This window comes from Pantoea stewartii subsp. stewartii (genome assembly GCF_008801695.1).
Lineage (GTDB): Bacteria > Pseudomonadota > Gammaproteobacteria > Enterobacterales > Enterobacteriaceae > Pantoea > Pantoea stewartii.
Genome location: NZ_VZPF01000086.1, coordinates 1 through 19,899 on the forward strand (window position 1 = coordinate 1; position 19,899 = coordinate 19,899).

Below are 19,899 nucleotides of genomic sequence, written 5' to 3' on the forward strand. Positions count from 1 at the left end.
AATGGAGGCGAAGCGCCTCAAGGAGCCATGTCCGGTGTTTCACGCGATAGTGTCCATTAAAAAATGATGGACACTATTTTCCCGGAACCGGAGCCCGCTGCACAGACGGTTTAAATGTGACGCTTACTAGTTTTCTGCATCAGGCGTCGTTCGGTTCTGGGTATTGGTGCTATGATCGACATTGCTCAGTCCGGCTGGTGATTTGGGATATTCAGCGATTGATCAGATCGCATAAACCGGACTGAGTTCCCTCTAAGTGATCTACTATTCCGAGCAGTTATTTAGCCGGAGTGATCGATGCGAAACTGTACAAGGGAATTCCGGACAATGAGCCTGAGGACTGGCGAGAATATTTAGCCAGAGTTCGTGAACAGGCTGAACGTGGTGAAAGCCTGGTTGCTGAGATTAACCGGACAACGAGAAATTATGCGGTGTTGGATGAGCTTGTTACCGGGGAAGCACTCAGCCCTGAAGAAGTCGCTATGTTGAAAGAGATAAACAGGGACTTTACCCATGTCACCATTGGCGGCAAGCACAAAGTGGTATCGCTGAAACCCTCTCAGGCTGGTGGAGTAACACATGTATTCGAGGATCTGGCGCAATTTCAGCACTATTTTCACCATAAGCCGCGTGTGGCCAGAAAGCTTGCTGGTACGGCGTGGCAGTCGTGGGCGGGGAAAAATTATAAGCCCGGCGGTGTTGGATTTTACCCGGTTCCGGATAAGTGTCCGGGCGATGTATTCAATATGTTTGAAGGGCTGGCGCTAGAGCCTGTGGAGGGGGATTGTTCGCCATACCTTGATCATTTGCTGCATGTGATTTGTGCCGGCAACGTGGAAGCATTTCATTACCTGATCCAGTGGATGGCGCACATCATCCAGAAACCTGACGAAAAGCCCGCCGTGGCCATTGTAATGAAGTCCGTTCCCGGAACGGGCAAAGGTACAACGGTGAAACCCCTGCTGCAAATCCTCGGCCAGTATGCTGCACATATCAACGGCGCGGGGCATATTGCGGGGCGGTTTAACTCTATCCTGGCGAATAAACTGCTGGTGTTCGCTGATGAAGTCACGATCCGCAAGCCTTCTGAGTCCGACCGCCTGAAAGCCATTATCAGTGAGCCGACGTTTAACCTTGAACGTAAGGGGATCGACGCTGAACCGATGCCAAACTTCTCCCGGCTGATATTCGCCAGTAACAGCACGCAGGTACTACAGGCGGGTATTCGTGAACGCCGTTATCTGGTGCTTGAGCCGACACCAGAGAAGGCGCAGAGCCGGGAGTATTTCGACAAGCTGCATACCTGGCTGGAGAACTCAGGAGCGAGGAAGCTGCTGGCCTACCTGTTAAGCGTCGATATTTCGGGATTTGATGCACAGCGAGCGCCACAGACTGATGCTCTGCGTGAGGAGATATTACAGGGGCTTTCCGGTGTTGAGTTATTTCTGTACAGCGAGCTGATTAAAGTTCCTCCGTTCAACGGGGAAGCCCGGCTCTTTGCCAGCGATATGGTTAACCGTTTTGTTCTGTGGTCTCAGGAACGCGGGGAGAAAGTTAAAGATACCGCTGCCCGTTCTCTGGTGGGGAAAGCATTCGCCCAGCTTGGTTTGAAAAAGCATGGCCGCGCAGATCGAGGACAAGGGATTTTCTACGAACTACCGGACGCCGAAGAGCTTCATCAGGCATTTGCCCGGCTGATTGGCATGGGAGGCTACGATGTTTTTTAACCACTATCCCCACGAAAGAAACAGACACAACCTGAACCACCGATACCATGCTAATAAAATGCCTTCAAAAAACAAATACATATACTGGTACAGGTGTTTCAAATATCTATACCAGACCTGTACCAACCTATACCAGTAATCGCGGGATATTCAGTTTGCAGGAGGATGGGGAAAAATGATGAGCACACCGTTTTATAAAGTTCGTCTGCTGGCTCCTTCTCTGGGCTGGCAATTACGCCTTGAAGATGAATCAGGCTGGCGACCCGTAGCAGCCTGGGCGAATGTGGAAATCAGCATTGACGGCGACAGAGTTGAACTTATTCTGCCGTGTGTGGCAACCCGCGACGGCTGCATAGAACCAACAGACCTGGCAGCGGAAATCAGAGAAACAACAAAATGACCCTGGATCACTGCCTGATACGCTGAATGAGTAACGCAGCTACCACCTGATACCGTTGATGCCTTCTGTTAATTAGCCCATGTGAAAGCGTGGGCTTTTTTATGTCCGGGCATTTAATGCTGCGATTAATGAAATAACAATCTTGTTTGTTGCAATATTTGAAATCATTATTGCTGTTGTACTTTGCCGTGGATGGCCGCGGTTGATGATATGAAACAGGAGATGATTTTATGGTGAATAGCGGCGGGTTGCCCGTACTGACGCTGGACTTCGACGACGAGAAGATCAGAAAGCTACAGGAAATATCAGATAAGTTTAAGGCTGCTCTGTCCATCGGGCCGAGTGGTTTTTCGGTACCGCAACAGCCAGCATTTAAACCGCCAGCAACTACAGGCGGGAAAAAACAGGATGCTGGATTTACTTCCGGCGTGGATAAGTTTTTCAAAGGGTTGAATAAAGAGGCTCAGGCCACCGCAAAAACTTTCGGCCTGATCAATAAAACTCTATCCACCACGACCACGACCCTGAAAGGATTGTTTACCACAACGTTATCATGGGGTTCAAAAATAGCGGCTCTTGGCGTTGCCGGGCCGTTTGGCTATGGCTACATGGCGCAGCGTGTCGCAGAGCAGTATAAATCAGCCCAGGGGAACAACGTTACTACGGGACAGCAGCAGGCGGCGAAGAACGTATTTGGCACACGCTTCACGGCTACCAGCAGCATTATGCAGGCGCTGGCCACCGCCCAGAAGGATCGCACCAGCCAGGAATCACGAGCAATCAGTGCCCTGGGACTGAACCCGCAGAATTCTCCTGGTAAAAATTTGCCTGATTTTCTTTCGGCGATTGATCGGGTGCAGAAACAATACGGTGAAAATGCGCTGCCGGCGCTTAAAGGTATGGGCGTTAACTGGATTGGAGCAGGTGATCTTAATCAGATAGCCGCAAACAGCAGTATGCTACCGCAGTTGAAGCAGCAGTATGCCGATCAGTCCAAAAGCCTTGATGCGCAGATGAGTCCCGATGTTATGAGGGGGTATCAGGATGTATCTGCGAATTTCCTGTCCAACTCATCGCGGATAACCAACTCGTTTTTGACCGCACTAAGCAGGCTTAACGGGCCGATTATCAAACTTTCTGACAGTCTGACCAGCAGCATTGACCGTTTTGTTAATGGCCGGAACGGGAAAGCGTTGTTTGACGCGATCGGAAAAGGTCTGGAGAAGCTGGGAAACTGGCTGGGAAGCGATGATTTCCAGAGGGATTTAAAAACATTTGCCGATACCGTCAGTGCCATCGTAAAAGCCCTCGGCAAGGCTGCACAATGGATGCTTGGATTTGCCGGGGGAGGCAGTAATTTTCCCACGAGATCAAAAGTCGAAGAAGCCCGTAAGACCAGCTATTTCATGCAGGGCCATCCGGCCACATCGACAGCACCCGCTATTCCCCCATATTCACAGGACCAAAAAAAGGATACCAGCTTCTGGGGGCTGATTAAGGCTACGGGGCAAACCCTCGGAGGGATTGGAGGGGTTATAGGTAATAACCTGTTTCCCGATCTCTCTAAGCGCTGGTCTGCTGGTGGATGGGCTAATTACAGTAATAATCAGTTACCGCGTGGGTTGCGTAATAACAATCCCGGAAACCTGAATTTTGCCGGGCAATATGGCGCGAAGCTGGAAGATGGCCCTAACGCCCGGTTTGCTCAGTTCCCGTCGATGGTCGCTGGTATTGCAGCACTTGATCGACAGGTTGGTTTGTATCTGAAACGTGGCACAAACACGATTGATAAAATCATGGATATTTATGCCCCGAAGAAGGACAACAATGACACTGTGGCCTACAAAAAATACCTGTCTCAGTTTACCGGGATGGGTATTAATGAACAGATTGAACCGTCCAATAATGAGCAAATTAAACGCCTGATTGTCGGCATCATCAACCATGAGAACGGGCCAGCAGCGAGCACAGTAAGTAATGATGAAGTGCTTAAAGCAATGGCGATGAACAGGAATGGTCAGCCATTCAGCAATCCAGGGGCATCGCAACAGCCGCTCAGACTGGAGGTAGTACAAAACCCCGGAGCGGATTTCAACGCTCAACTTATCGGACAGGTCATTCCACGATAAAAAAAGCCCCAGAGATAGCAGCTCCGGGGCTTTTTGCTTACACCGCAGGTGAGGCGGCAAAGGTGAAATAGACGAGAAAGTTATCTTGCGATAACTGCAACATAATGGATCATCATTTCAGATTATGCAATGATGATTGTTGTAATCGTCAGGAGAAAACACCATGCGAAGCCCGAATGTAAAACCCGTATTGCTCACCAAAGAACAAATTGATGCCCTCCACCAGTTGCAGGAGAAAGAGCGAAGTAATTCCCCTCTTGGTATCGCCCCCAGCATTCATGAAGTTGCCCGCCGACTGATGGATAAAGCCCTCCACCCCATGACTCAGCACGCATGAAGCGAGGTAGTTAATGCGTTACTACAGACTGGAAATAAGGGATAAAAACGGAAATATTCCGCTTGCTTCTGACGGAACGCCAATAGGGCCATTCGACACATCAGAAACGCCTGGACGTGGGCTTCACATTGAATTTGATGCTCCTATTTTTGGATATGATGTGTGCGGTAGTGGAACGCTGATTACGATCTACGGCCTCCCGCTATCAATGCTGAGACAGTCTGTGAATCTCAGCGGTTGTCTCGTGACGCTGACGGCAGGATTTCAAAATGGACTGCCTCTGGCGAATCCACATCAGGCGGGGATTATCGTCAGTGGTGAGATTTATAACCCGTTTGCAAACTGGATTGGTACGAATCAAACGCTTAATTTCTCCGTTAACCCGACCCCTTTACTGAAAGAAAACGGCACACCATTCAGTTTGACCATTGACGGGAAACAAGGGGAAAAACTCAGTGATGTCCTTCGACGGGCTTTCAATCTGGCATTTCCCAAAAGCCGTGGGTTCAATGTTGAAATCAGCATTAGCGACAGGCTGGTGTTACCGGAAGATGCACCGGGGGTATATAGCCGCCCGGAGACTCTGGCAACTGTCCTCAGAAGCTACTCAAAAGCGATTATCAATTCTGACAAATATCTTGGCGTTCAGGTGTCATTCTTCGGTCGGAATATCAGAGTGTTTGATAATGTAGGGGAGGGGTTTAGCAATGAAACATCTATCCTGCCTCATGAACTGATTGGTCAGCCTACGTGGATTGCCTACAACGCCGTCACTTTCAAATGTCCGCTTCGCTATGATATACGCAATGGCGATATTGTCACTTTGCCTTCAGACGTTATTTCTGGTCCTGCTTCCATTCTCTCCGTTAACACTGACCGTTCAGCAGCATGGTCACGAGAACGTGACAAAGTCAATTTCAACGGTAATTTCCAGATAATCGGGGTAAGGCATGTCGGATCATTTCTGAATGCTGATAGTAGTAACTCGTGGGTAACTATTTACGAAGCGGTGAATCAGGTCAGCGTTCAATAATGCAGAAAACGCCCTGCTATATCAGGCGTGTAATTTATTAAATAACTGAGGATATGAAGATGGCAGTACCAAAAGAAGATTTAAAGGCAAAACTCCTGGAGCTAATCGGCAGCATGGCCGAGTCGCACGGTGTTGATAACAGCGAAATTTTGAATGTGCTCTCTGAAATGCAGGGTGCTGACCTGAAGAAAGCAGACGGGAATGAACCCGGTCGTACAGCGGCAATCGATGAAGATGAAGGCAGTATGACCGATGCGCAGGTGAAAGCGGACTCGGCCTATGTTGCCATTGGCAAGCGTGCGCCAGCCCCTTTCTCTGGTGAAAAGGCGATGGATTACCGTAAACGTGCGCTGATGGGTATCCAGAAGCTGGCGAAGAAATTCCACGATGTGAATATCCGTGCTGTGTCTGATTCAGCCACGCTTTCTGTGCTGGAAGACCAGATTTATCAGGAAGCGACTAAGAGTGTGGATTGGGCGCTGGAAAACACCCCCGGCTATCTGCACCAGACCGTTCGCATGGATGAAGCTGGCCGCCGCATCACCGAATATCAGGGCGATATGAGAGTATGGCTGAATGCATTTAAAACGCCGCCGCGCCGCCTCGTCAAAATCAATACCGGCCTTCATTGATCCCCCCGGCCCCTGCACATAGCCGGGGCTTTTTTATCTACAGGACACCGATTATGCTTTTAACCGAAATAGATGCAGCAAAACAAATCCGTGATGGGGCGCTGCCTTCACCTTATAAATTCACCAATATGTGGCTGGTGAATATGCGTATCACTGGCACCGGCCTGGCGTTCCGGGCAAATGATAAAGAGCACGTCTGGCGCGATCCACGGATATACCTGAATGCGCAATTTCTGGAGCGGTGCGTGGGTGTTCCGGTCATTATCGACCATCCGCAAGGTGGAAAGCTGGATGCTGTGGGTACTGAGTCCCGGATCGTGGGTACCGTGATGCTGCCATATCTCCGGGGTGATGAGGTGTGGGCGGTTTGCCGCATCTATGGCAAAGAAATTATTGATTACATCGAGAAGGAAAAAGACGGTATTTCTACCAGCCCGTCAGTGATTTTTTGTGGTGATTCTGGCTGTGCGGATGTTCCGAACGCAACCGGCGACGATAATAATTTCCTTATCGAGGGCGTGCCATATCTTATCGATCACGTTGCGCTGGTGCCGCTGGGCGTATGGGATAAAGACGGCCAGCCAACGGGCGTGGAAGTAACGAGCCAGGATGAAGGCGAACGGTTGGCCGCAATGGTGACGGCAGTAATGGCAGAAGCACTCAAACCCGCAAATGCAACGCTGGATAAACTTTCTGAACGTCTCACCGAACTGGAGAAGCTTACAGCGGCGTGAGCCTCGCTGTATGGCCGTTCCTGCACTGGAGATAACTATGCTAATGAGTAAATCAGCGTATGCGAAACATCGTGGTGTAAGCCGCCAGGCGGTTTATGACTGGATAGAGAAAGGCGAAATCGTTATGTCAGGGAGTAAAATCGACGTGGCCGCAACGGAGCGCCAGCAGCAGCCCCCGAAAGACGTAGCGGAAACGGCGGCTGATCCCTGGGCTAATCGTACTCTCGAAATGACATGGGGGCAGTTCTGGGAGGCAGTCAGAGCCAGTGATGGAAAAAAGCCGGCACCAGTAAATAACGCCGAGATTATGCAGCGTGTCCGGGATGCCGCCAGTGAACTGAACTGGGAAATAGATTTTCTGGATGATGGCGGTGTCTGGCTTGATGATGGTGACGCAGAGCATTATTTTCAGCAGTATGATTTTCTTCAGAATGCCGAACTGGCGATTTCTTTGCTCAGACGTGAAGTCTGTTACGTTGCTGCCATGCACCCGGACGATGTGGACTACTGGAGCGAAGCCGGAATGTCTGCCCTGGCCGAACGGGCGAGAGGCAACCATAGATAAACCGTCAAAGTGTCAACCGCACTCGGCTAAACGAAACGGCAGGTTAACACTTTCCCCGCCCAAAAGTGTAAAGCTGTCCGATCCAAAAACTTCCGCTTTTTCCCTCTTCTATAAAAGAGCCAATCTTTCTACAACCCATGCCATTACTGGCTTTGCAGTGTATTCATAGCATTCATTACGCCAAAAAGTGTCAAGTTGCGATGCTAAGTTTTGTTAAGGTCTGGGGGAAAAGTGTCAAGTTCGCCGATCCGGAATGATCCGCTTTTCAGGGGGTAAGAGCTATCAATGGGCCTGTGTTCCCCCGGATAGTGGTACAGGCTGGGACGGGTGGTAACTGGTGTTTTTTTATGTCCTGTACCGCCTCTAAGCCCCGCCAGTAAAGGGATTTGTTGAAGTGGTACAGGTGGGACAGCAAAAATGGCGATTTTCTTTATAGGGGAGCAGAAAAACGTAATTTACCGATCTGTAGAACGGTGGAATAGGTCAGAAAACAAACAAATAACGGTATGGCTTTTTCCTTTAGCTATACGTTTAGTTATACGACCATAAACATAAAATAAATTAACACAACATAATCAATGAATTAAAATCGCAATTCACATTCTCTCGTGAAAAACCAACCTTTACGGTTGGTTTTTTTATGTCTGTCTCCGGGCCCGCCAACCTGGCCGGCCCGGCCTGTATTCAGCCCCGCAGATCAATCAGCACCCGGTTCCAGCTCAGCGGCGGCAACGTCACCTGCATCTGACGACGTTCAGCCTCAGTGAGCGTGCGTGACGTTGGCACCACGTTGTCGGGCTGAGCAAAAGTGTTTTTTGCGTCCAGCGCATAACCTGCCAGTATGCTGTGTTCGGCTATCGTCCCTTCACCAAAGCCATCGAGCATAAAGGCCACATCCGCTGCATCATGCTCGTGCATATTGAGCGCGAAGAAGGCAATTTGCTGTTTCTCTTCGTTGTACACCGCCGCGCTCTGTATCTGCCGGGTTTCGCCGTGCACCGTATTCAGGGTGGGAACATTGGCAAAATAGCGTAAGGCATGCCCTCGCCCGCAATGGCTCACCATCTGGAAAGGCCAGTAGATCGTCTGGCGAATGGCCTCGCCTCCCGGACGGGTAAAGATGGGGGCAATCACATTAACTAACTGGGCCAGAGAAGCCATTTTTACGCGGTCACAGTGATTGAGTAACGAGCACATCAGCCCGCCAAACGTCAGCGCGTCAAGGAAGGTGTAAGACTGCTCAAGTAAAGGCGGTGCTTCCTGGTAGCGATTAGCGGGATCGGTGAAGTAATCCTGCCAGGGCTCGCCTTCGATGGACCAGATATTCCATTCATCAAACGACAGCATCATTTTTTTATCGCTACGCAGTTTGGCTTTCACATAGTCGGCTGTGGCCGTGATGGTATGAATAAAATCATCCATTCGCTGGAAAGACGCCAGGAAGTCCTGCGGATTGCCGGTGCTGTTTTCAAAATAGTGGTGGCAGGAAAGGTAATCGATCTGATGATAAAGCCCTTCCAGAACGATGCGATCCCATTCCGGATAACTGGCCTGTAACGAGTTTGAACTGCCACAGGCGACCAGCCTGATATCCTGATCGACCCAGCGCATGATTTTTGCCGTTTCACGGGCTTTTTTCACGTAATCTTCTGCACTCAGTTGCCCGGTTTGCCAGTCACCGTCCATCTCGTTACCCAGGCACCAGAGTTTAAAATTGTACGGCGCTGCCCGACCATGCTGGATACGCAAATCGCTCAGCGCGGTCCCCGATGCCACATTACAGTACTCAATAAAGTAACCGGCCTCCTGCGGCGTGCCGGTGCCAAGATTTACGGCAATCATGGGCGTCAGCCCATAGCTTTCACACCAGGTCGCGAACTCATCAATGCCAAACTGATTGCTCTCTTTGGTAAGCCATGCGTAATCCAGCCGCACCGGACGCTCAGCTTGCGGCCCAATACCGTCTCGCCAGTTGTAACCGGAGACAAAGTTGCCACCAGGATAGCGTACGGTGTTAATCCCCAGATCCTGTACCAGGGCCCCCACATCCTGACGAAAACCGTGCCGATCCGCCGTGACATGACCGGGTTCATAGATACCGCTGTAGACCGCACGTCCAAGATGTTCCACAAAAGAACCGTACAGCGCGTCATTGACCTGGCCGATGTAGTTTTGTTTTTGAAAAAAGTACTTAATCATTTTCTCCCCTTCTGTCTTCTCTGTGGCGAACGCGCAGAGGCTCACTCAGGATGCGTCGATAACAGGTCGTCTTCGATGGTTTTCATTCTGGCCGTGGTCAGTATGTAGCGCGTGCGGACCAGCCACACAGAAAGCAGATAACCCACGACCGGAATCCAGACCATCAGCGTATAAATGCCCGCAATCGCGCTAGCTTTTTGAATGGCGACATTGGCCTGATAACCGGTAACCGACAGCACGGCCCCCACCATCGCGCCACTGACGGCCAGCGCAATTTTGAGTGAAAACAGGTTACCGGAGGCACAGATGCCGGACAGACGTTTACCCGTTTTCCAGTCGCCATAGTCATCCACATCGCCAATAAACGACCACAGAATGGGCGCGCCAATTTGATGAATCACTGACAGAACAAAGAACCAGACAAAGACCACCAGCACACTCTGCGCGGGCAGAAAAAAGAACCCGACAGACATCATCAACGCGATAGCTTTGCATGCCTGGTAAACGGTGACTTTGCACCAGCGGTTGGTGAAATACGGTGTGATATAGGAACCCAGAATCCCGGCGACAATCCCGGTGCTCAGAAATAGCGTGGCATAATAATCGTTTAGCCCCATCACGTATTTGGCAAAATAAATACACGCGGCCCCGCGCACAAACGATGGAATACAATCCAGGAACATGGCAAAGACACAGACGACCCACTGATCGTTTTTCATGATTTGCCGGATAATGTTAAAGATGGAATCCCCGGCGTTGCTTTTGGGGATCACGCGCTCCCGTGTCGTAGCCACGCAAAAGACAAACAGGAACAGGGAAATCACGGCAAAAATCGTAATGACCCAAAAGAAGCCCATTTGCCGGTTGCCATTACCGAAGAAAGCCACCATCGGCAACAATGTCAGAGTACAGAATAAGCTGGCAAAGCCAGCGCCCATAAAACGAAACTGCTGACAGGACACCCGCTCCTGCGCATTGGTGGTGATAACACCGCCTAGCGAGCAGTACGGAATATTCACACCGGAATACAGCAGTGACAAAATCAGATAGGTAATAAACGCATACAGGATCTTTGCATTACCCTGCAAATCGGGCGTGTAAAACATCACCATACAACTCATGGCAAACGGTACGGCGAAGGACGAAAGCGCCCCCAGCGTGTGGTGGTTTTATCAATCCAGGCGCCATAAAAAGGATCAAAAATCGCATCTGCAAAACGGACAACAAGAAAGATGGTCGCCACCACGCCCGGAGCCAGACCAAATATATCCGTATAAAAAAATGACAGGAACAGGGTTATCGGGTTGAACAACATATTACAGGCTGCATCACCGGCCCCAAATCCGGCCTTCTCAATAAAGCCTACACGACCCGAGCGGTCTGACTGAACAGCGTAATCGGCATGAATGGTTGACGTTATGTGCGTTTTCATTTTCCACCTTCCTGAAAAGAGGTGGCGATAAGCATATGTTTTAGAGGTATTTTTAACCTACGATAACGCTCTCATAAGCAAAATAATAACCATATATTCCATGTATTCAGCGTATATGGGCATATATTCAGCCATCATCTCGCCTGGGATAAAACCGACAGCAGCCTGGTTAATACGCGTCAGTCACCATCAAAAATTTAATTTTCTGCAAGTATAAAACCCGACGCTAATCACCTTTCCTGTGCAAAGGAGAAAAACGCCGACGATATTATTCCTTCTCTGATTCGCCTCTCCCCTGCCTTAATCTGCAATGCGGTTTGTTGCGATGGAGACCTCCGCGCGTTACCCGCACTCACCTTCATGAGACAATGCGATGCATCGACAAAACATCGCGGTTAACGACCCACGCTGAAACAGATAGCCGCGCACGTCAACAACAGTAGGGTCATCACCTCCTGGCTGTCGCCGCGCGGCTTAGGTTCAGGCACAAACAACAATTTATTTAACCGCGGTCGCGCGAAGAGCAGGCGCACGCTACGCTTATCGCCATCAACAGGTTTGTGGTTGAATACCAGCAACATTTCCAGGCTTACGATTAACATGAATTATTTTAACGACATACAACACTTTATCGAGAATAAACCCGCCCGTTCTATTGCTGTTAACCTCCTGGTGTTGATTGTCGCGGGCCTGGTAGCCCATCTGATATGCAAATTTTTTGTGGTCAGAGTGGTGCGTAAAGTGTTCTTCAGCAGTCACAAGAATCAGGTGCCGCTGGATAAAGATGTCAGATTGTCTGAAAAACTATCCAATTTTATTCCGGTCATCACGGTCTACTTCCTGTTGCAGTTTATGCCGGACCTGCCCGAGCACCTGTTAATCGCCATAAAAACCATTTGCGGCATTTTATTTATGGTTTATCTGTCGCTGTTTTTTAATGAAGTACTGGAGATTGTGAACATCTCCTATGTCAAAAAATCAAAACGTAAAAATCATTCAATCAAGGGCTATATTCAGGTCGGTAAGATTCTGGTCCACATTATCTCTGCGATAATGATCCTGGCCATTATGTCGAATAAGTCGCCAGCCATTATCATCTCCAGTCTGGGTGCCGTGGCAGCGGTTCTGATGCTGGTCTTTCAGCACACCTTGTTACCACTGGTGGCGAATATTCAGCTCTCATCGAATGACGTGCTACAGCTTGGCGACTGGATTGAGCTGCCCGCGAATAATATCAGTGGCGAGGTCATTGATATTGCGCTGCACACCATCACCATTCGTAACTGGGACAATACACTTTCGCGTGTGCCCACAAAAACCTTTCTGACCGAAACGTACACCAACTGGCAGGCAATGTTTTCCTCCGGGGCACGACGCATTATGCGGAGTTTCTACCTTGATCAAACGTCAATACGCTTTGTAGATCATGCCATGCTGGAGCCGATGGTCCAGGTCCGCGGCATCAGCGAACAACTGTCAAAGCTGATGGATGGTCGGGAACTGAGCGCGGTCGGTGACCGTTGGTTTGTTGAAAACGGCATGACTAACCTGATGGTCTTTCGTCACTATCTTACTGCCTGGCTGACACAGCGGGAGGATATCCACAAAGACATGTATATCGTGGTGAGATCGCTGAAACCGTCAGCCGAAGGGTTACCGATTGAGATCTACTGCTTTACCTCCTCCGTACTCTGGGTGGACTATGAAAATACGCAGTCGGCAATCTTTGAATATATCTATGCCATCGCTAACGTTTTTTCATTACGTATTTATCAGCGCCCGTCCGGCAGCGATCTCAGTTTTCTGTCGCAGGGGCCTGTCCGGCAAGCAGCAGAAAGTGAACCCCAACCGGCTTTGTTGAATAAATGGATTTTATGCTGTGGTACTATGAAAACGGTTGTTTCAGATAACATAAAATCAATGCGTTACATGCTTGCGTATGACGGTGTTCTGTCTGGCATCAGCGTTTTCTACCAAAACAGTGCAGACAAAACAGAATGATTACCTATTATTCAACAAAGCCACCCCAACCGTGAAAGCGGAAAACGCAGAACAGATAGCATGGCAATGAGCGGATAGTCAGTCGGGCAATGCTGAGGCGGTTTCCCTCTGGCTTGCCAGAAAAAGGCCTGAAAGGGAGATTCAGGAAAAAAGTCATTGGGTTAACGTGACATGCAAAGTGTTTGTGGCTTCACAAAACGGGCAAATATGACAGCCATTCATGAAATTGAAACAATTTTGTAATAAAAATAACTTATTCTGTTGCTTCCTGAAATCGAGGATACAGATATGGTCATCAAAGCTAAGAACCTGAAGGATGCAGAAGACTTACTGCATTCAGGCATCAGTAAGGTGGAGCTGGCATACGACATCGGTTGTGACGATTTCTTCCGTCTGGCAAGTCAGTGGTGCGATCGCGGTGCGCGCATCAGTAAAGGCCAACACCACTTTGTTGTGTCACTGAAAAACTTTGCCATCCCACCCAATGATTGATTATCTCAAGCGACCAACCCACCGTTGTTGGCTCTGGCACTGTCAGGCCTGAGTGGAAGCTGAAAACGCCAACCCAACATTGAAAAGCCGCTGATTTGAGCGGCTTTATCTTTTGTCTTATTTCCGTTAATCGTCGATGCGCCGGCAACGGCTGCCACGCGTCTACAAGCCGGTGTCGGTAAGCTTTATCGCATCCTGCGTGGCCCGTTCGCGCTCACTGTCGGTTAACTCATACAGCCTGCCATCGCGCATCTCCATGCAGACGATCGGCATGAATGAAGTAGTGATCATCATGGCTGATTGCAAAGACGGTCTTGCCCGCCGCCTGCAACGCAGGCAGCAGTTCGCGGTAAAACACCCGGCGGAAATGCGGGTCCTGATCGGCGGCCCACTCATCCAGCAGCAAGACGTCGCGTTGTTCCGCCACCGCCAACAGTAACGCCAGTCTTTTGCTCTGCCCCTTCGACAGTTGCAGATTAAGTATCTTATTCCCCTCAATCTTCAGCTTGTCCTGCATTTTTAGCTTTTCAAGCCATAGCTGGACACGGGCAGGCGAAGCCGGTTCGCCCTGACTGTCAATCAGGCGATCAAACAGGTGCACATCGGTAAAGACGGCTGAAAAATGCTGCCGCCAGGCATCCCGGTCGCCAGCATCGACCGGCTGACCGTCGATCACCAGAAAACCGGACTGGGGCTGATACAGACCTGTCAGCAGCATCGCCAGCGTCGACTTACCGCTGCCGTTACCGCCAATCAAAAACACCAGTTCGCCACGACGAAGCGTCAGGTTGACCGGCCCCACCCGAAACCCGTTTTCACCGTAATGAAAGGTGACGTCGCGCAACTCAAGCGTTTGCCACGGAGTTGTTGCTGCGGGGACAGGAAAATCAGGTTGATAAGGTGCAAGTTCAAACAGCGCGAGTTTGCGAAAGGCCACCTGCGCGCTGAGCAATGTCGGCAAGGCCCCTACCGCCGACAGCAGCGGCGTGCGCAGAAACAGCAGCGTCAGGGAAAACGTTGCTGCGACAGCCGTGTTCGCCCAGCCCAGACTGTTTGCCATGAAAAAGACCATGCCGATAGCACCCAGCGTCATTATATTGGACCAGTTGACGGCACTGAGGTGGAAAGTATCGGCGCGCACAATGTGGTGCCGGTAAGCGCGGGCATCCTGCTGATAAACCGTGTCATAAATCAGTCGGGCACGCGCGCGGTTAAGCTGCAGCTCTTTACGTCCTTCAATCACCGTCTGGTAGTCACGGTAAAGGTTGTCTTCAACTTCACGCAGTTTCGCCATGTGCTGATAAAACCGGGAAACCAGCATCCAGCCGCCCACCAACGTCACAGCCAGCCAGCCGCTGGTCACCAGCAACATTTTCGGCGACAGCCAGGCAAGATAGAGCGCTGAACCCAGCGTGATAATGCTGCCCTGAATCAGCTCCGGCAGACGCACAAACGCAAGGGTAATGGCCCGGATATCGCTGGTTAATCCTGCCAGCAGTTGCGCACTGTCTGTTTGCTCGATGCGCTCCACGCGCGTATCCAGAATACGTTTGATAAATTCGCCGCGCAGCCGCCAGACAAACTGATGCCCCAGCCAGGTCAGCGACAGCTGTGAGGCCAGGGTCACCGCCATCAGCAGCGCGACCTGAGCCAGAAAAGCCGGCAACACGCTTAGCGAGGTATTCACCGCAACAATCATCTGGCTGTTAATAAACGCAATCATGCCTAATCCCAATGCCGCACTCAGCAGGGTGAGCAAAATCACGCCAATAAACGGCCAGCGATACTGATTAAAAACAACCTGTAACAACGCCATAAAACCTTACCCGGCAATCCAGTGAGCCTGCAGTGTAAAGTGATGGCAAATGATAGTAATAGTTATTCGCACTAACTTGCGCACGTTAAAACGCCCGGCGAAATGTCAGGTTATAGCGGAACGCGCCAGTCAGCGGATGAATACCGGCTTTCAGCGGCAATATTCCATGGTAACGCAGGCGAGACGGGCCGCCCCAGACCACCACATCGCCGTGTTCAAGTAGCACCCGCTGCGCCTGATCGCTGCGTTCAAAACCACCAAACTGAAATACAGCAGGCAACCCCAGCGACACAGAAACGATCGGCTGAAGCAGATCTTTCTCGTCTTTATCCTGATGCAAAGTCAGTTTTGCCCCAGGTTCATAGCGGTTGATCAGGCAGGCATCCGGATTAAACGCCGGAAAGCCCGCCTCTTCTGCCGCCTGACGGGCCAGTAGCCGGAACGTCTCCGGCATCGCAGGCCACTGGCGTTGATGTGTGCTGTCCTGCTCACTGTAACGGTAGCCGCGCGCATCCGTGGACCAGCCAAAATCACCACAGTTGGTCATGGCGACGGACATGCGGTATCCTCCCGGCGTAATACGGTGTTCAAACGGATTGCTCTTCGCAATCGTCATGATCGCCTCATACAGTGCGTCGGCCTGATCGCGGGCACGTCGCCGCAATATCACGGCGCCGTCCGCCAGCGGTTCCTGCCAGGGTGAAGCGTCACTAAACAGATCCAGCATGCGTTTCTCTCTGTCAGTCAGATGGAATAATGAAAGCGGTAAATTGTGGCGACATCCAGCTCACAAATTTGTCCCCTTCCTTCGTAATCAGGTACACCGCCAGCTTCTCTTTCAGAGCCAGCGCTTTGGCTTTTTCTGTGCCTAGCACCATAAGCCCGGTATCCCAGCCGTCGGCTTCCATCGCGGTCGTGGCAATCACGGTTGCCGAAACCAGCTTGTGATCGACAGGCCGGCCTGTGGCCGGATCAATAATGTGGGAGAGGCGTTTGCCGTCCAGTTCATAATAGTTGCGATAGCTCCCCGACGTACTGATCCCATGGCCCTGCAGATCGACTCTGGCCTGAACCGCATTTTCTCTGTCGGTCGGTTTTTGAATCGCAACCCGCCACGGCTGGTTCTGCGCGTTCATTCCGCGGGATAAAACGGCTCCCCCGACCGACACCAGATAGTTATTGATGCCTTCCTGCTCCATCAGGCGAGCCAGATGATCGGTGGCAAATCCTTCGCCCATAGTGGAGAGGTCAACATACAAGCCTGGCAGATCTTTCTGCAGCCATTGTCCGTTGCTGCCCTGTATGACGCGCAAATGCTGTAAGCCGGTCAACGCTCTGGCCGCAGCAATCTGTTGATCATCGGGAATATGCACGGGCTGTTTATCCGGCCCAAACCCCCATAAATTCACCAGCGGTCCCACCGTAATATCCATGGCACCTGCTGTTTTTTTACCGATACGTAAAGCCATCGTCACAATATCAGCCATGTTTTCACTCACCGGCTGCGGCGTGGTGGCGCGGCTCTGATTAAAGCGAGAGAGCACGGAGGTAGCCTTCCAGGTTGAAAGTTCGGCATCGTCGGCATCAAGTTGTTGCTGAATGCGCTGCTGCAGATCGGCTTTACGCGTTTCATCCACGCCCGCCAGGCTCACCCGCCACACCGTTCCCATCGTTTTCCCTTCCAGCACCATTCCGTCTTTGGTTTTTGATGCGTGATGATCACATCCTGCTACCAGCAGGACCGCCGTCACTAACAGCAGATTAATCTTACTTCTCATCATTATTCATCCATAACGGGCGTTTTATGCCTGTTTCAAAGCATAAACATTAAGTAAATTAAATTAAAACTGGTTGATAAAGCTGAGTGAGTCGCACAGACTGGATCGTTCTCCTCAATACTGAGGGCGTAAGCATAAGGAGCAACAGATGATTTATATAATCCTTGCCGTTGCGCTGGGCCTGTTCGTTATTGGCAGTTATAAAACCTGGCAACAACGCCGTCACCGCCACATGGTTACGACTTATCTACGCCGTCGTTGATCACGTCTGCACCATCAAAGGTCATTCTCTTCCCCTGAATCGCCGGCCATTGTAGCAAAACGGGCGAGATGTCCGTGGCTATGAGAGCGGTCGGACTGGCATGAATCCTGCACGTGTAATGCTATCTGCGTTGCCGGGAGAGAGAGGATGGAAAAGCCAGAAATCGGAATGACGGCGTTACAACGCTGGTTAAGTTACGCCGCGTTTACCTTGTCAGGTGTGGCGTTTGAAGGGGCGAGATACGGCAACGTTCTTGTGCCGTCAGACGAAAACCATCCGCCAGCCTCGGTGGGTGAGGAATAACGCAGGGAGCGCATAGCGCTCCCTGCTCTTATCAGAACTGGTAAACCAGTCCTACACCCACCACATCGTCGGTATTGATACCGGCCGCTTTGGTAAAGTCATTATCGTCCAGCAGGTTGATTTTATAATCAACATAGGTCGACATGTTTTTGTTGAAGTAGTAAGTCGCCCCTACGTCGACGTATTTCTTCAGATTTTGTTTGCCCCAGTTCTGGACATCAGTACCGCGTGAGTTGATGTACGCCAGAGACGGACGCAGACCGAAATCAAACTGGTACTGCGCCACCAGTTCCCAGTTGTCGGCTTTATCGGCGTATCCGTAAGCGGTGTTCGCCTGGTTGCCGCTGGTGCTGTCGCCAAAGCTGATGGCGTTATAGGCGCGCGTGTACATCGCGGCCAAGTAAATATTGTTGGCGTCGTATTTCAGGCCACCGGTATAGGCTGCAGCTTTATCACCGCGTCCCAGAATGCCTGGCGCATTACCATTTTGGTTATTAGTACGATCGGACTGGAAGGTCGCGGCACCGATGCCGAAGCCCGATCCCAGATCGTACGTGGTGCTCAGGCCCCAGCCGTCGCCGTTCTCACCCAACACATCACGACCGCCTGACGTTTCAGTGGGGTTATCGTTCTTGCCTTGATACTGAACCGCAAAGTTCCAGCCATCGACCAGTCCGAAGAAGCCGTTGTTACGGTAGGTTGCCATGCCGTTACCGCGTTGGAACATAAAGTTATCCGCGCCATAGGTATCGCCACCGAATTCAGGCAGCACGTCTGTCCACGCGCCAATGTCGTAAGCGACACCGTAGTTACGGCCATAGTCGAATGAGCCCGCATCGCCGAATTTTAACCCGGCAAAGCCAACACGGGTATAGCTGTCAGCTGTTCCCTGGGCTTCTGAATTGTTGAGCGCGGCCTGGTATTCCCACTGGCCGTAGCCGCTCAGTTGATCGGTAACCTGGGTTTCACCCTTGAAGCCAAAACGCACATACGACTGATCGCCATTGCTACTGTCGTTGTCCGAGAAATAGTGCAGGCCGTCTACCTTGCCAAATAAATCTAATTTATTGCCGTCTTTATTATAGATTTCAGCCGCATTTGCCGATCCTGCCGCTGCGAGTAAAGCCGGGATCGCCAGGGAGAGAATGTGACGCTTCATTTTATTACCCTCTGTTATGTGCCTTTTATATTGGCTTTGTTGAATAATAGGTAATCATTCTGTTTTGTCTGCACTGTTTTGGTAGAAAACGCTGATGCCAGACAGAACACCGTCATACGCAAGCATGTAATGCATTGATTTTATGTTATCTGAAACAACCGTTTTCATAGTACCACAGCATAAAATCCATTTATTCAACAAAGCCCAAAGCCTTTTATATTTGCCACTGCTGATCGATGATAAATCGGTTGAAGGCCCATTATTATTTCAACAAGCGTAATAATCCATCGCTAAAATGATACGAAATTTCAGAAAGGGTTTCTTTAACTGTGAAATTTATTTCAGGATATGAATATTATGGAACTAATTAGCCGCACAGAGTGATAAAAAATAAAGCACAAATTGATAATCCCTTACTTAATAATAGTTATTCCTATGATTTTAGTGGGAATATTCCTAAGCACTCAATGATAAAACATCTTTCCCATAATCCCTATAATTACACCCGCTATCATCATTTATTTCTTATCTTCATTCACCCCCGAATGATTTCTTAAATGCTAATTAAGCGCCGGGCATATTGCCCGGCTTTTTTTTGCCTGCTATTCAGTGTCTGGTCAGCTGTGCGGAAAATAGCACCGCTAAGTGCTGAATTATTCGTCACTTATGCCGCTTCGCCCTCGCCAAATTAACCCGCGCCTCTTACAAAGTTTCCCCTGTATTTTATCACGGACCGAAACCAGCTAAATAACTGCTCGGAATAGTAGATCACTTGTAAGCGTCACATTTAAACCGTCTGTGCAGCGGGCTCCGGTTCCGGGAAAATAGTGTCCATCATTTTTTAATGGACACTATCGCGTGAAACACCGGACATGGCTCCTTGAGGCGCTTCGCCTCCAT

General features: G+C 50.3%; 16 protein-coding genes and 3 pseudogenes. 12 read left to right on the forward strand and 7 right to left on the reverse strand.

Annotation, left to right across the window (positions count from 1 at the left end; genetic code table 11):
* Positions 1-281: 281 nt before the first annotated feature.
* The 8 genes and pseudogenes from F7Q90_RS20825 to F7Q90_RS20855 form a co-directional block, all read left to right on the forward strand.
* Positions 282-1,727 (forward strand): annotated as a pseudogene (locus F7Q90_RS20825) (DUF5906 domain-containing protein); the annotation flags it as partial.
* A 175-nt stretch (positions 1,728-1,902) separates the two neighbouring features.
* The gene (locus tag F7Q90_RS20830; RefSeq protein WP_082999260.1) at positions 1,903-2,127 is read left to right on the forward strand and encodes a hypothetical protein; all 225 of its coding nucleotides are present in this window, start codon (positions 1,903-1,905) and stop codon (positions 2,125-2,127) included.
* A 230-nt stretch (positions 2,128-2,357) separates the two neighbouring features.
* Positions 2,358-4,256, forward strand: a complete 1,899-nt coding sequence (locus F7Q90_RS20835) for a hypothetical protein (RefSeq protein WP_082999261.1) — start codon at positions 2,358-2,360, stop codon at positions 4,254-4,256.
* 163 nt (positions 4,257-4,419) lie between these two features.
* A complete protein-coding gene (locus tag F7Q90_RS26755; RefSeq protein ID WP_006119994.1) occupies positions 4,420-4,593 on the forward strand; it encodes a hypothetical protein in 174 nt (57 codons plus the stop codon).
* 13 nt (positions 4,594-4,606) lie between these two features.
* Positions 4,607-5,626: a hypothetical protein gene (locus F7Q90_RS20840; protein ID WP_006119993.1), complete on the forward strand. Its 1,020-nt coding sequence runs from the start codon at positions 4,607-4,609 to the stop codon at positions 5,624-5,626.
* A 59-nt stretch (positions 5,627-5,685) separates the two neighbouring features.
* Positions 5,686-6,258: a hypothetical protein gene (locus tag F7Q90_RS20845; RefSeq protein ID WP_006119992.1), complete on the forward strand. Its 573-nt coding sequence runs from the start codon at positions 5,686-5,688 to the stop codon at positions 6,256-6,258.
* A 53-nt stretch (positions 6,259-6,311) separates the two neighbouring features.
* Positions 6,312-6,992 (forward strand): DUF2213 domain-containing protein, encoded by a 681-nt coding sequence (locus tag F7Q90_RS20850; RefSeq protein ID WP_006119991.1) that lies wholly within the window; start codon positions 6,312-6,314, stop codon positions 6,990-6,992.
* A 37-nt stretch (positions 6,993-7,029) separates the two neighbouring features.
* Positions 7,030-7,557, forward strand: coding sequence for a hypothetical protein (locus tag F7Q90_RS20855; protein WP_006119990.1), 528 nt, complete (start codon positions 7,030-7,032; stop codon positions 7,555-7,557).
* A 684-nt stretch (positions 7,558-8,241) separates the two neighbouring features.
* Here F7Q90_RS20855 and arfA read toward each other — a convergent pair.
* From arfA to F7Q90_RS26925, 3 genes and pseudogenes are all read right to left on the reverse strand, one after another.
* The gene (arfA, locus tag F7Q90_RS20860) at positions 8,242-9,756 is read right to left on the reverse strand and encodes an arabinosylfuranosidase ArfA (protein WP_006119989.1); all 1,515 of its coding nucleotides are present in this window, start codon (positions 9,754-9,756) and stop codon (positions 8,242-8,244) included.
* A gap of 41 nt (positions 9,757-9,797) precedes the next feature.
* Positions 9,798-11,188 (reverse strand): annotated as a pseudogene (locus F7Q90_RS20865) (glycoside-pentoside-hexuronide (GPH):cation symporter).
* Between the two features lie 395 nt (positions 11,189-11,583).
* The gene (locus F7Q90_RS26925; protein WP_044242209.1) at positions 11,584-11,790 is read right to left on the reverse strand and encodes a hypothetical protein; all 207 of its coding nucleotides are present in this window, start codon (positions 11,788-11,790) and stop codon (positions 11,584-11,586) included.
* Here F7Q90_RS26925 and F7Q90_RS20870 point away from each other — a divergent pair.
* Together F7Q90_RS20870 and F7Q90_RS20875 are read left to right on the forward strand one after the other, a co-directional pair.
* Positions 11,789-13,189 carry a mechanosensitive ion channel family protein gene (locus F7Q90_RS20870; RefSeq protein WP_006119988.1) on the forward strand — a complete coding sequence of 467 codons (1,401 nt, stop codon included), beginning with the start codon at positions 11,789-11,791 and terminating at the stop codon, positions 13,187-13,189. The genes F7Q90_RS26925 and F7Q90_RS20870 overlap by 2 nt on opposite strands.
* A gap of 288 nt (positions 13,190-13,477) precedes the next feature.
* Complete coding sequence (locus F7Q90_RS20875; protein WP_006119987.1) at positions 13,478-13,681, forward strand: hypothetical protein; 204 nt, start codon at positions 13,478-13,480, stop codon at positions 13,679-13,681.
* 162 nt (positions 13,682-13,843) lie between these two features.
* On the opposite strand, the pseudogene F7Q90_RS20880 reads toward F7Q90_RS20875, so the two are convergent.
* The 3 genes and pseudogenes from F7Q90_RS20880 to apbE form a co-directional block, all read right to left on the reverse strand.
* Positions 13,844-15,497: pseudogene (locus tag F7Q90_RS20880) on the reverse strand (multidrug ABC transporter permease/ATP-binding protein).
* 85 nt (positions 15,498-15,582) lie between these two features.
* Complete coding sequence (alkB, locus tag F7Q90_RS20885) at positions 15,583-16,224, reverse strand: DNA oxidative demethylase AlkB (protein ID WP_006119985.1); 642 nt, start codon at positions 16,222-16,224, stop codon at positions 15,583-15,585.
* A 13-nt stretch (positions 16,225-16,237) separates the two neighbouring features.
* Positions 16,238-17,278 carry an FAD:protein FMN transferase ApbE gene (apbE, locus tag F7Q90_RS20890; protein WP_006119984.1) on the reverse strand — a complete coding sequence of 347 codons (1,041 nt, stop codon included), beginning with the start codon at positions 17,276-17,278 and terminating at the stop codon, positions 16,238-16,240.
* Between the two features lie 145 nt (positions 17,279-17,423).
* Between apbE and F7Q90_RS20895 the strand changes: the two genes are divergently transcribed.
* Together F7Q90_RS20895 and F7Q90_RS26760 are read left to right on the forward strand one after the other, a co-directional pair.
* Positions 17,424-17,537: a hypothetical protein gene (locus F7Q90_RS20895; protein WP_006119983.1), complete on the forward strand. Its 114-nt coding sequence runs from the start codon at positions 17,424-17,426 to the stop codon at positions 17,535-17,537.
* Between the two features lie 147 nt (positions 17,538-17,684).
* Positions 17,685-17,840 carry a hypothetical protein gene (locus tag F7Q90_RS26760; RefSeq protein WP_006119982.1) on the forward strand — a complete coding sequence of 52 codons (156 nt, stop codon included), beginning with the start codon at positions 17,685-17,687 and terminating at the stop codon, positions 17,838-17,840.
* Between the two features lie 31 nt (positions 17,841-17,871).
* On the opposite strand, the gene ompC is transcribed toward F7Q90_RS26760, so the two are convergent.
* Positions 17,872-18,999: a porin OmpC gene (ompC, locus tag F7Q90_RS20900; RefSeq protein WP_006119981.1), complete on the reverse strand. Its 1,128-nt coding sequence runs from the start codon at positions 18,997-18,999 to the stop codon at positions 17,872-17,874.
* Positions 19,000-19,899: the final 900 nt, after the last annotated feature.